Below are 12,356 nucleotides of genomic sequence, written 5' to 3' on the forward strand. Positions count from 1 at the left end.
TGGTGGAGTCGTGGGGTGTGCGGCCGGATTTCGTGGCCGGGCACTCGATCGGTGAGTTGGCTGCCGCGCATGTGGCCGGGGTGTTGTCGTTGGCGGATGCGTCGCGTCTGGTGGCGGCGCGTGGGCGGTTGATGCAGGCGTTGCCGGCTGGTGGGGCGATGGTGGCGGTGCGGGCGTCGGAGGAGGAGGTGCGGGCGGCGCTGGCGGGTGAGGGTGTGGTGGTCGGGTCCTTTGGAGCTGATGTCGTAAACGACTCAGCCGCCAACGCCAATGCCAACGGCGACGGCGTCGGCGTCGGCGTCGGCACGGGTGATGCTGGCGGTCTGGCGGCAGGTGCCGGGGTGGACATCGCCGCCGTCAACGGCCCCCGGTCCGTGGTCATCTCCGGCTCCGAGGTCGCCGTGCTGCACCTGGCCGAGCACTTCACCAACCTGGGGCGGAAAACCACGCGGCTGCGAGTGAGTCACGCGTTCCACAGCGGGCTGATGGCCCCGATGCTCGACGACTTCCGGGCCGTCGCGGCGAGCCTCACCTACACCGAGCCCCAGCTTCCGGTCGTGTCCAATCTGACCGGCGCCCTGGCCACCAGCGAGCTGACCGACCCGGAGTACTGGGTGCGGCACGTCCGTGAGGCAGTGCGTTTCGCCGACGGCATCACCGCCCTGCACCAGGCGGGAGCGACCACGTTCCTGGAACTCGGCCCGGACGCCGCGCTCACCCCGCTGATCGAGGGCATCCTCACCGACGACGTCACGATCATCCCCAGCCTGCGGCGGGGACACGACGAACAGCGGCAGGCCCTGACCGCCCTGGCCAGGCTGCACGTCACCGGCACCACCGCCGACTGGACCGCACTGCTCACCGGCACCCGCGTCGAGCTGCCCACCTACCCGTTCCAGCGGCAGCGCTACTGGCGTCCGGAACGGCCCGGCAGCGAGGCAGCCACCCCGGCCGGTCTCGCCGCGACCGAGCACCCGCTGCTCGGCGCGTCGGTCACCCTCGCCGACACCGACGGCGTGCTCTTCACCGGCCGGCTCTCCGTCGACACCCAGCCCTGGCTCGCCGACCACACGGTCGGCGACACCGTCCTCTTCCCCGGCACCGGCTTCGTCGAGCTGGCGGTCGCCGCCGGCGAGCGGACCGACGCGCCGGTGGTCGAGGAGCTGATCCTGCACGCCCCGCTGATGCTGCCCGAGAACACGGCGGTCACCCTCCAGGTCGCCGTCGGCCCACCCGACGAGGGCGGTTCCCGGTCCCTCACCGTCCACTCCCGCGCCGGCGAGGCCGACCCGTGGACCCGACACGCCGACGGCCGGATCGGTGCCGGTGGCACGGCGCCCGCCGTGGACCTGACCGCCTGGCCGCCGCCGGGCGCGACCCCGCTGCCGACCGGCGACGCGTACGAGCGGATGGCCGAGCGCGGCTACGGCTACGGGCCCACCTTCCAGGGGTTGCGGGCCGCCTGGCAGCGCGGCGACGAGCTGTACGCCGAGATCAGCCTGCCGGACGCCGCGCACGCCGAAGCCGAGCAGTTCGTGCTGCATCCGGCCCTGCTCGACGCCGCGCTGCACGTGCTCGGACTCGCCGACGGCGACGCCGACGACCAGGGCGGCACCATGCTGCCCTTCTCCTGGAACACCGTCACCCCGCATGCCACCGGCGCCCGGGGGCTGCGGGTGGCGATCCGCCCGACCGGCCCCCGCGAGGTCTCGCTCGACCTGGCCGACCTCTCCGGCGCGCCGGTCGCCGCCGTCGGCTCCCTCGCCCTGCGGGAGGTCGACGCGGCGCAGCTCCGGGCCGCCGCGCCGGGCCGGCAGGACGGCCTGTACCGGCTCGCCTGGACCCCCGCCGCCGAACTGCCGAGCGCCACCACCGGCACCGGCTGGGCCCTCATCGGCCAGCCGGGCCCTCACCGTGCCATCCCCGGCGCCGACACGGGTCCGGCGAACGCCCCGGCCCCTGCCGCTTCCGGCATCGACGCCGTTCCGGCGACCGACCCAGACCTCGACGCGCTCGGCCGGGCCGTCGGGCCGGCGAACGACCTGGATCTGCCGGCGCTCGGCCGGAACGGTGGCCCGGCGGACGACGGGGATCTCGTCCTGCACGACGGGGACGGCGGCCCGGCGAACGACCTGGATCTCGCCGCGCCCGGCGGGGAGGGCAGCCTTCCCGGTTACCCGGATCTCGCCGCGCTCGGCGCCGCCGTGGACGCCGGCCTTCCGGCGCCCGGCGTGGTGCTCTTCCGGGTCCCCCGCCCGCAGACCACACCCGCCACCGACGGGCGCTCCGACCGGAGCGAGCCGAACGCCGACGTCCTGGCCGGCGTCCGCGGCTGCGTGTACGAGGTCCTGGACCTCGTCCAGGGCTGGCTCGCCGACCCCCGCTTCACCGCCGCCCGGCTGGTCCTGCTCACCGAGGGCGCGGTCGGCGCCGACGGGGCGGACGTGGCGCTGGCCCAGGCGCCGGTCTGGGGCCTGCTCCGGGCCGCCCAGGCGGAGAACCCCGGCCGTTTCGTGCTGCTCGACACCGACCGGACCGCCGCCTCCCGGGACGCCCTCGGGCCCGCCCTGGCCACCGACGAGCCGGAACTGATGATCCGCTCAGGGCGGGTGCTGGTGCCTCGCCTGGTCCGCGAGCCGTACGCCCCGGCCGACGCCCCGGCCGGGCTGGACCCCGACGGCACCGTGCTGATCACCGGAGGCACCGGTGGGCTGGGCGCGCTGGTGGCCCGGCACCTCGCCGGGGCGTACGGGATCAGGCACCTGCTGCTGACCAGCCGGCGCGGGCCGGCGGCGCCCGGGGTGGACGAGCTCCGCGCCGACCTGGCCGCGCTCGGCGCCACCGCCGACGTGGTGGCCTGCGACGTGGGCGACCGCGACCAGCTCGCCGCGCTGCTCGCCGGCGTGCCCGACCGGCGTCCGCTGACCGCCGTGGTGCACGCGGCGGCGGTGGTGGACGACGGAGTGGTGGGCTCGCTGACCCCGGAGCGGATCGACGGGGTGCTGCGCCCGAAGGTGGACGCCGCCTGGCACCTGCACGAGCTGACCCGCGACGCCGGTCTGGCCGCGTTCGTGCTCTTCTCCTCGGCCGGCGGGCTGGTGCTCGCCGCCGGGCAGGGCGGGTACGCCACGGCGAACGTCTTCCTCGACGCGCTCGCGCAGCACCGGGTCGCGGCCGGCCTGCCCGCCACCTCGGTCGCCTACGGGCTCTGGGGCACCGACGTCGGCCTGGGCGCCTGGCTCACCGAGGCGGACCTGCACCGGATGGCCCGGCAGGGCCTGCCCGCGCTGACCGTGCCGGAGGGGCTGGCCGCCCTCGACACCGCGCTGCGCAGCCCCCGGGCGACGCTGGTGCCGGTGAAGGTCGACGTGGCGGCGCTGCGCGCCCGCGCCGACGAGCCGCCCGCGCTGCTGCGTGGCCTGCTGCCCCGGGTGCGCCGGCGCAGCGCCGCGGCCGCCGTCGACCCGGAGTGGTTCGCCCGCCGGCTCGCCGGCCAGCCCCCGGCCGAACAGGAGCGCCAGGTCACCGAGCTGGTACGCGGCCACGCCGCCGCCGTGCTCGGCCACGACGGTCCCGAGGCGGTCGACCCCGAGCGGGACTTCCTCGAACTGGGCTTCGACTCGCTCGCCGCGGTGGAGCTGCGCAACCGGCTCAACGCGGCGACCGGGCTGCGGCTGGCCCCGATGGCGGTGTTCGACAACAAGAACCCTGCCGCGCTGGCCCGGCACCTGCGCGCCGAACTGGCCCCGGCCGCCGGTGGCGTGCCCGCCCCGGAGCCGACCGGCGAGCCGGACACCCTGGCCGGGCTGTTCCGGGCGGCGGTGCTGGGCAACGAGGTGCTCAAGGGCTTCAACCTGCTGCGGGCGGTGGCCGACCTGCGACCCCGGTTCACCTCCGTCGCCGACTTCGGGGCGGTGCCGCCGGGCGTCATCATGGCCGACGGACCCGGTTCACCCGTACTCATCGGGATCAGCACCCCGATGGCCACCGGCGGCCCGCACCAGCACGCCCGGCTGGCCGCCGCGTTCCGGGGCCGGCGTCCGATGGTCTCGCTGACCAACCCGGGCTTCGTCGCCGGGGAGCGGCTGCCCGACTCGGTGGACGCGGTGGTCGACGTGCTCGCCGAGAGCGTCGTCCGGGCCGCCGCCGGACGCCCGTTCGTCCTCATCGGCTACTCCTCGGGCGGGACGCTCGCCTACGCCACCGCGGGGCACCTGGAACGGAGTCTGGGGGTGCGCCCCGCCGGGGTGGTGCTGATGGACACCTACCGGGTCGACACCGACGACCGAGACCAGTCCCGCCTGATGGAGCAGCTCACCGTGGGGCTGGTCCAGGCCGACGCCCGCTTCGGGATGCTCAACAGCGCCGCCCTGTCGGGGATGAACCGCTACTTCGACCTGGTGCCCCGGTTCCGGCTGGACCCGGTCGAGGCGCCGGTGCTCTTCGTCGGCGCGGCCGAGCCGTTCCGGCCCGACGCGGCCGACGACGGCTCCTGGCAGGCCCGGCCCTGGGAGCCGACGCACGACTACCGCACCGTCGCGGCCACCCACTTCACCATGATCGAGGACCGGGCGGCGGTCGCCGCGGAGGTCGTCGAGGAGTGGCTCGGGACGCTCACCCCTAGGGGCTGATAGGGGTATGGACCGCCCGCCGGGATCCATAGTGTCTGCCACGGGAAGCGACCGACGCACGATAGGGAGCAACGGATGAGCACCGACGGCAGCTGGCAGCTGGACATCGAGAGCCCGCTCGGCAAGCAGAGCCTCTGGGTCGAACTGACCGAGGAGGGCGAGAAGCTGATCGGCAAGGCCCGAGCCAACGGCCAGGTCATCGACCCCGACATCATCGACGGTGAGAAGGTCGGTGACGTCGCCTCGTGGAAGATCAAGTGCCGAAAGCCGGTCCCGCTGACCATGAAGGTCACCGTCACCGTCAACGGCGACACCATGACCGGCAAGGCCAAGCCGGGCATGTTCGGTACCTTCCCGGTCACCGGCCGCCGCGTCTAGTGACCGCACCGACGACCAAGGGGACGGCGCCGTTCGGCGAATTCCGGACCTGGTACCGGGTCACGGGGGAGCTGTCGCCGCAACGCACCGCGCTGGTGGTCGTGCACGGCGGCCCCGGCAGCACCCACGACTACCTGACCAGCCTGTCGGTGTTCGCCGACGGCGGCACCCCCGTCGTCCACTACGACCAGCTGGGCAACGGGGGTTCCACCCACCTGCCGGGCCGGCCGGCCGAGTTCTGGACCGTCCAGCTCTTCCTCGACGAGCTGGACAACCTCCTGCGCCACCTCGGGATCGCCGACAACTACGCCCTGTTCGGACACTCCTGGGGCGGCCTGCTGGTGGCGAAGCACGCGGCGGCGGCGCCGGCCGGCCTGAAGGGCCTGATCATCGCCGACGCGCCGGCGTCGTACCCGCTGTGGCTGGCGGCGATGGCGGAGCTGCGCGCCGCGCTGCCGGCCGGGGTCGACGACACGCTGCGCCGCCACGAGGCGGCGGGCACCACCGACAGCGACGAGTACCACGCCGCCACCAAGGTCTTCTACGACCGGCACCTGTGCCGGCTCGACCCGTGGCCCCGCGACTACCAGGCCTCCTTCTACGAGCTCTACAACGACCCGACGGTGTACCTCGCGATGAACGGACCGAGCGAGTTCCACGTCATCGGGTCGCTGAAGGACTGGGGCGTCACCGACTGTCTCGCCGACATCGCGGTGCCCACCCTGGTCATCTCGGGCCGCCACGACGAGGCCACCCCGGCCACCGTCCGGCCCTTCGTCGACCTCATCCCGGACGCGCGCTGGGAGTTGTTCGACGACTCCAGCCACGTGCCGCACCTGGAGGAGCCGGAGCGGTTCCGCCAGACGGTGGGCGACTACCTCAAGACCGTCGCGCAGGTGTGACGAAGGACGGACATCGATGACCGACGCGGTCGGGCGGTTCCCCGCCGACACCCTGGACCAGTTCGTACTCGGCCCCGCCGCCCGCACTCCGGACAAGCCGGCGGTGATCGAGCGGGCCGGCGGTGCGCTGGTGACGGTCACGTACGGCGAGCTGGCCCGCGCGGTCGACGCGCGGGCCACCGCGCTGGCCGAGGCGGGCGTCGGCACCGGCGACCGCGTCGTCATCGAGTCGCAGACCTCCGCCGCCGCCATCGCGCTGCTGCTCGCCTGCTCCCGGCTCGGCGCGGCGTTCGTGCCGGTCGACCCGGACACCCCGGACCTGCGGGTACGCGCCATCGTCGAGGCGACCGACCCGGTGCTGCACCTCCGGCCCGCCGGCCGCCCGGCCCGGGAACTACCACCGAGCACCGCCGTCGCCGAGTTCAGCCCGGACGGGCTGGTCGCCCCCGCCGGCAAGCCCCGGCAGCGCCGCCGCCGCGCGGTGGTGGGCACCGACCCGGCGTACCTGATCTTCACCTCCGGGACCACCGGGCAGCCCAAGGGTGTGGTGCTCAGTCACCACGCCGCGCTGGCCTTCTACCGGGGCGCCCAGCGCTTCGGCGTGGTGGCCGCCGACGACGTGGTGGCCAGCACCTCGCCGCTGGCCTTCGACGTCTCGCTGTTCGACCTCGGGGTCACGCTGGGCAGCGGGGCGACCCTCGCGCCGGTGCCCCGCGAGTTCCTGAGCTTCCCGCGCCGGCTGCTCGGCTTCCTCCGCGACGCCGGCGCGACCGTGGTGCACGGCGTGCCGTCGCTGTGGCGGCCGTTGCTGCGCCACGAGCCCGACGGCCTTGCCGCCCTGGGCCGGTTGCGCGGCATCCTCTTCGCCGGCGAGAACTTCCCCCTCGCGGAGCTGCGCCGGCTGCGCGAGCTGCACCCGCGACTGCGGGTGGTCAACGCGTTCGGCGCCACCGAGACGGTGGCCTGCTCCTTCGCCGAGGTGCCCGACCCGCTGCCCGTCGACGCCGAGCGGCTCTCCATCGGCGACGGCTACCCGGGCGCCGAGCTGCTGCTGGTCGACTCCGACGGCGGCGTGGTCGACGCCCCGGGCGCGGTCGGCGAGATCCACGTCCGCTGCCCGTCGCTGTTCAGCGGCTACTGGGACGACCCGGCGGCCACCCGGCAGGTGCTGGTGCCCGACCCCCTGGAGCCCCGCTCCGGGCAGCTCGTCTACCGCTCCGGCGACCTGGCGTACCGGGGGGCCGACGGGGAGCTGTACTTCTGCGGCCGGACCGACTCGATGGTGAAGATCCGGGGCAACCGGATCGAGCTGGGCGAGGTGGAACGCCGGCTGCTGGACCATCCGACGGTCGGCGCGGCGGTGGCGGTGGCGGCCCCGGTGACCGACGGCGAGCCGAGCCTGCACGCCTTCGTGGTGCCCCGGCCGGGAGCCACCGTCGGCGCGGCCGAGCTGGTGGAGCGGTGCCGGCGCACCATGCCGGCGTACATGGTCCCGGCGCGGTTCCACTTCCTCACCGAGCTGCCGCTGACCGCCAACGGAAAGGCGAACCGGACCGCGCTGGCCGAACTGGCCCGCGCGGCCCGGTAGGCCGCCGGATCATCCCACCAGGCTCCGCTGCCGCGGCCGGGGCCGCAGCGCGAGCGCCGGGGTCAGGGTCAGCACGTCGAACGGCCGCCGCGCCGCGTCCACCCGGCCCCAGAGCCCGTCCGGACCGGAGACGCAGAGCCGGGACACCCCGTGGGCGCGCAGCGTCCCCAGCGCCCCGGGCCAGCGCACCTGCCGGACGATCCCGTCCAGCAGCAGCCGGCGCACCTGCTCGCCCCGGGTCAGCACCGCGCCGTCGTGGTCGGAGACCATCGGCAGTCGCGGGTCGGTGAACGGCAGCCCGGCCACCAGCTCCCGCTCCACCGTGGCCCGCAGCGGGGCGAACGCGGCCGAGTGCATCGGCGGGCTCATCGTGTACAGCGGCAGCCCGCCGCGCGCCCGCACGGCCGCCTGGAGCCACTCCAGCCGGCGCCGGCGCACCGAGAGCATCCAGAAGTCGTCGTCGACGTGGCAGGCCGTCTCGTACCACTCGCCGGCCTCGTCCAACTCGCCGAGGATCTCCGCCAGCCGGGCCCGGGGCGTCCGGGCGAAGGACTGGGTGACCACGTCGCTGTGCGCGTGGGCGAAGTACTCGTCCAGGTGCCGGTTCCAGCCGACGGTGAGCCGTACCGCGTCGGGGAAGCTGAGCGCCCCGGCGTAGACGGCCGCCGGCGTGCCGCCGAAGCTCGGCCCGACGACGATGTCGGGCCGGACGTCCAGCGCGTCCTCGGCCCAGTACGCCAGCGCCAGGCAGACCACCAGGAACGCCACCCGCTCGCTCTCCGAGTAGCCCCCCTCGGCCTGCCGGTACCGGTCCACCAGCGACCAGCCGAGGGCCTCGTCGGCCTGCGCGGTCAGCCGGCGGGCCTCCGGGTTGATCAGCAGGAAGCGCCCGACCTGCGCGAACGAGCTGGGGCTGATCCCGGGGAAGACCACCGCCGTGGCCCCACCGCCGGGCTCGGCCAGGGTGCCGTCGGGAGCGGGGCCGGTCACAGCAGGACCTCCGACCGGTACGCCGGCGGCGCGGCCAGGATCTGGGTGGCGATCGCCTCGACGTAGTCGGTGATGGTGACGTCCCGGTCGAGGTAGGGGACCAGCTCGCGGGTCCGCTCGTAGAGCTCACGGGTGACCGGGGAGAGCCCCTCGTTGCCCCGGATGTCGACCGCCTGGGCGGCGCAGAGCAGCTCGAAGGCGACCACGTAGGTGGCGTTGGCGAGCACCTCCCGGGCCCGCCGGGCGGCCACGAAGCCGAACGAGACGATGTCCTGGAAGTCGCCGGTGCTGGTCAGCGACTGCACGGACATCGGCACCGCCAGCGCCCGCGTCTCGGCGGTCAGCGAGGCGGTCATGAACTGCCCGCCCATCAGGCCGAGCCGCAGGCCGGGGTTCTCCCGGCACAGGAACGCCGGCAGCCCGTTGCTGTTGCTCTTGTCGAGGAACCGGTCGATCCGCCGGTTGGCCAGGTTGGTCAGGGTGGTCAGCGAGATGACCAGGTGGTCCATCGCCATCGCCACGTACTGGCCGTGGAAGTGGCCGTTGTGGAAGACGTCGTTCTCGTCCGGCACCACCAGCGGGTTGTCGTTGGACGAGTTGAGTTCGGCCTCCAGCGTCTCGCCGATCCGGACGAAGCTGTCCAGCACCGGACCGAGGATCTGCGGCGTGCACCGGATCGAGTACGCGTCCTCGATGGGCTGCGAGCCGGCCTTGGCCGAGGAGCCCATCTCGGCGGCCAGCGCCGCCTCGGTCTCCTGCTCGTTGACCGCCAGGGTGGACTCCTGCAGGGTGCGCCAGAGCCGGGCGGCGATCTCGCGCTGACCCTTGTGCGGCTTCAGCTCGTGCACCCGCGGGTCGAACGGCTTGGTCATCCCGCGCAGCCCCTCCACGGACAGCGCCGAGACCGTCAGGTACGTCTCCAGCAGCCGGCTGGCCTGCGAGAAGACCAGGCCGCCCAGGCCGACCATGCCGGAGGTGCCGTTGATCAGCGCCAGCCCCTCCTTGAAGCTGAGCGTCATCGGCGCGATGCCGGCCAGCCGCAGCGCCTCCGCGGCGGGCATGGTCTCGCCCCGGTAGCGGGCCCGCCACTGGCCGACGCAGGCCAGCGCGATCGCGGCGAGCGGGCCGAGGTCCCCGCTGGTGCCCAGCGACCCCTTCTCCGGCACGCACGGGATGATCCCGGCGTTGTACACGGCGATCAGCTTCTCCAGGTTCGCCGGCGAGATCGCCGAATTGCCCCGGGCCAGCGAGACGATCCGGGACAGCATGATCGCCCGGACCGTCCGGTCGTCCAGGTGCGGCCCGACGTTGGTGGCCACCGCGTTGATCAGGTTCTCCTGGAGCTGCTGGGCCATGGTGACCGGCACCAGCCAGTCGACGAAGCCGCCCATGCTGGTGTTGACGCCGTAGATGACCCGGCCCTCGTCGACGAAACGCTGCAGCGTCTCCCGGGAGGTCTGCACGCGCTGCCAGACCTTGTCGTCGAGGCCGACCGGCACCGAGTGCGTGGCCGCCGCCTCCAGTTGCTCCAGCCGGACCCACTGGTCGGCTGCCACAGTGAATTCCACGAGATCGAACCCCCTCCGCGGGACGGATGTCAGCGTTGTCCGCGTCGGGCGGGACCATCGGGCAGCGCGGTGTCGCACTGCCTCTGAGCAGGTGTCCCGTGGAACCCGACGGGTGCGCAGGGTCAGTCAAGCCGCCTCCGTCGCGGCTGGAACAGACCGGGCGTACCCCTAGAAGGGCGCGACCGGCCCCTAACCCGCGTCCGGCGAGACCGCGCAGTCGCTGCGGGAGCGGGGTGGTGTCATGCGGCCCTTCAGAGCTGATGACGTAACCGAACCAGCCGCTGTCGGGGTGGACGCCGCGACGGGCAGAGGTTGCGCTCCGTTCTGGAAGTGGTGTCGCTCGGCCGCTGCGGGCCACCACCAGGCGGATGAGCATCACCTTTGTGTGACGGCGACTACGGTCCAATCGGACTGAGTCGTCTACGACATCAGCTCGAAAGGCGCAGAAACCCCTACTGGTCCGGGCGCCGACCTTGGCGGTGCCTGCAACGCGCCACGCCGGCCGACCGGCGAGTGAAAGACCATGGCGCCGAACGACCGCGGCGACACCGGCCTGGGGGGAGTCGGTTCCCTCCGCCGGGGGAGGCCCCGGCGGCGGCGGGTTCGTAGCGTCACCGGCATGGATACGACAGGTGCCGCCGCGCCCGCCCCGCTCACCGACGGGGGTGGACGCTGATGCTGGTGCGGACCACCACCCTGGTACGCCGGCCGCCGGAGGCGGTCTGGCCGCTGCTCTGCGACTCGCGGATCACCTCGACGCCCCGCTGCCCGGTGTTCCGGCTCGGCACGCCCACCCCGGTCGAGTGCATCCTGCCGGCGGGGCCCGGTGCGGTGGGCGCGCCCCGGCAGTGCGTCTCCGACCAGGGTGTGGTGTACCAGCGGATCACCGAGTGGTCGCCGCCGACCCGGCTGGCGTTCCGGATGGAGCGCACCGACCTGCCGTTCGACTCGTGCGTCAGCGCGTTGAGCGACACCTTCGAGCTGACACCGGCGGCCGGCGGCCGGGCGACCCGGCTCACCCGCAGCACCCGGGTCGAGGTACGCGGTCGGTTCCGGTGGGCCCGGGCCCTGGCCGTCGGGATCGGGCTCAAGGCGGTGCACCGGTTCGTGTTCCGCGACTGGCGCCGCTGACCTTTCCCCGGTGTGCCTACGCCTCGCCGGCGCGGTGGGCCGCGGCGAGGCGTTTCGGCGCGCGGGCGTACCAGGCGTCCAGGACCAGCTCGGTCAGCTCCGGCACGGTGATCCGGTCCAACCGGACCAGCACCGCCGGGTAGCCGTCGAAGTGCGGGGTGGTGAAGTAGATCGCCGGGTCGTCGGCGAGCAACGCCTCCTTGGCGCCCAGGTCGGGCAGCTGGGCGCCGAGGATCGGACCGTCAGGAGCGGCGTCGCCAAGGGCTTCCCGGTCCGCCCGGCGCAGCGGCCGCTCCCACACGAACGGCTTGTCGCGTACCCGCCAGGCCGGCGCGCCGTCGTACGACGGCCGCTCCGTCGTCTCCGGCAGGGCGAGCGCGAGCCGACGTACCTCGTCCCAGGTGGCCACGGTCCGACCATACGACCTTCGCGGGCCGGGGGGGCAGGGGGTCATCGCGTTGTCGTCCCGATGTGTTGTGCTGCCGGTCGGCCACGGCTCCGACGGACGGGGGAGACAGTGCACGGTGAGCGGCGGGAACGGCCGGCGGCCTCCACCTTGGACGGCGAGGCCGACGGGGCACGGCCGGGTGTGCCGGTCACCGTACGGTCGCTGGCCCCGGCGGACTGGCCGGCGCTGTGGCCGATGCTGCGCGACATGGGGGTCACTGACGAGCCGCCCGAGGCGCACCGGGCCCGGTACCTGTGTCTGCTCGCCGACCCGCGCTGGGTGATCCTCGGCGCGGAGGCCGGCGGTGACCTGCTCGGCTACGCCGCCGTCCAGGACCATGGCCCGCACCTGCGCGGCGGCGACGAGCACCGGACGGCCCGGCTGCACGACCTGTACGTCCGCCCGGAGCTGCGGCGAGGCGGGGTGGGCCGGTCACTGCTGGCGGCGGTACGCGAGTGGGCCGCCGGCCGGGTACGTCACCTGGAATGGCAGGCGCACCACGAGCGGGCCGCCCCCTTCTACGAGCGCCTGGGCCACCGGGGCGACCCGTGCCCCCAACCCGACCACCCCACCTTCCAGATCCACTTCGACCCACCCTCCTGACCCCCTCCCCGCCCCCTCGCCCGGCCTCTCCCCCTCGTGATCAAGAAGTTTTGGTCTTCCCGAGGCGGAATCCCGACGCGAACCTCTTGATCAACTCGCCGGGGAGGCGGGGGAGGG

The 12,356-nt window shown here is 74.1% G+C and carries 9 protein-coding genes (1 of these 9 only partly in view); 6 read left to right on the forward strand and 3 right to left on the reverse strand.

Annotated features, from left to right (window positions below; translation table 11 throughout):
• The 4 genes from V6U89_RS26345 to V6U89_RS26360 all read left to right on the forward strand — a co-directional run.
• On the forward strand, positions 1-4,631 hold the end of the coding sequence (locus tag V6U89_RS26345; protein WP_334574668.1) for a type I polyketide synthase. Its footprint begins 7,138 nt before the window's first position; 4,631 of the gene's 11,769 nt are visible here — the last part of the coding sequence; the start codon falls outside the window, past its left edge; its stop codon occupies positions 4,629-4,631.
• 75 nt (positions 4,632-4,706) lie between these two features.
• Positions 4,707-5,009, forward strand: a complete 303-nt coding sequence (locus V6U89_RS26350; protein ID WP_179804074.1) for a hypothetical protein — start codon at positions 4,707-4,709, stop codon at positions 5,007-5,009.
• A complete protein-coding gene (locus V6U89_RS26355; protein WP_334574671.1) occupies positions 5,009-5,911 on the forward strand; it encodes a proline iminopeptidase-family hydrolase in 903 nt (300 codons plus the stop codon). The genes V6U89_RS26350 and V6U89_RS26355 overlap by 1 nt, the downstream gene beginning before the upstream one ends.
• A 16-nt stretch (positions 5,912-5,927) precedes the next feature.
• Positions 5,928-7,499 carry an amino acid adenylation domain-containing protein gene (locus tag V6U89_RS26360; RefSeq protein WP_334574672.1) on the forward strand — a complete coding sequence of 524 codons (1,572 nt, stop codon included), beginning with the start codon at positions 5,928-5,930 and terminating at the stop codon, positions 7,497-7,499.
• Positions 7,500-7,508: 9 nt separating this feature from the next.
• On the opposite strand, the gene V6U89_RS26365 is transcribed toward V6U89_RS26360, so the two are convergent.
• Together V6U89_RS26365 and V6U89_RS26370 are read right to left on the reverse strand one after the other, a co-directional pair.
• Positions 7,509-8,489, reverse strand: coding sequence for an ACP S-malonyltransferase (locus V6U89_RS26365; protein WP_334574673.1), 981 nt, complete (start codon positions 8,487-8,489; stop codon positions 7,509-7,511).
• Positions 8,486-10,057 (reverse strand): phenylalanine aminomutase (D-beta-phenylalanine forming), encoded by a 1,572-nt coding sequence (locus V6U89_RS26370; RefSeq protein ID WP_334574674.1) that lies wholly within the window; start codon positions 10,055-10,057, stop codon positions 8,486-8,488. Before V6U89_RS26370 ends, V6U89_RS26365 begins: the two co-directional genes overlap by 4 nt.
• A 675-nt stretch (positions 10,058-10,732) precedes the next feature.
• Here V6U89_RS26370 and V6U89_RS26375 point away from each other — a divergent pair.
• On the forward strand, positions 10,733-11,188 hold the full coding sequence (locus V6U89_RS26375) for an SRPBCC family protein (RefSeq protein ID WP_334574676.1): 456 nt from the start codon (positions 10,733-10,735) through the stop codon (positions 11,186-11,188).
• Positions 11,189-11,204: 16 nt separating this feature from the next.
• On the opposite strand, the gene V6U89_RS26380 is transcribed toward V6U89_RS26375, so the two are convergent.
• On the reverse strand, positions 11,205-11,597 hold the full coding sequence (locus V6U89_RS26380) for an MmcQ/YjbR family DNA-binding protein (protein ID WP_334574678.1): 393 nt from the start codon (positions 11,595-11,597) through the stop codon (positions 11,205-11,207).
• Positions 11,598-11,705: 108 nt separating this feature from the next.
• Here V6U89_RS26380 and V6U89_RS26385 point away from each other — a divergent pair, with 108 nt between their 5' ends.
• The gene (locus V6U89_RS26385; RefSeq protein WP_334574680.1) at positions 11,706-12,239 is read left to right on the forward strand and encodes a GNAT family N-acetyltransferase; all 534 of its coding nucleotides are present in this window, start codon (positions 11,706-11,708) and stop codon (positions 12,237-12,239) included.
• Positions 12,240-12,356 lie beyond the last annotated feature (117 nt).

Origin of the sequence: Micromonospora sp. CPCC 206171 (assembly GCF_036906755.1) — a bacterium.
GTDB lineage: Bacteria > Actinomycetota > Actinomycetes > Mycobacteriales > Micromonosporaceae > Micromonospora > Micromonospora purpureochromogenes.

Coding starts and splice junctions, on each gene's coding strand:
- V6U89_RS26360 (WP_334574672.1), top strand. CDS start 5,928: ATGACCGACGCGGTCGGGCGGTTCCCCGCCGACACCCTGGACCAGTTC.
- V6U89_RS26375 (WP_334574676.1), top strand. CDS start 10,733: ATGCTGGTGCGGACCACCACCCTGGTACGCCGGCCGCCGGAGGCGGTC.
- V6U89_RS26350 (WP_179804074.1), top strand. CDS start 4,707: ATGAGCACCGACGGCAGCTGGCAGCTGGACATCGAGAGCCCGCTCGGC.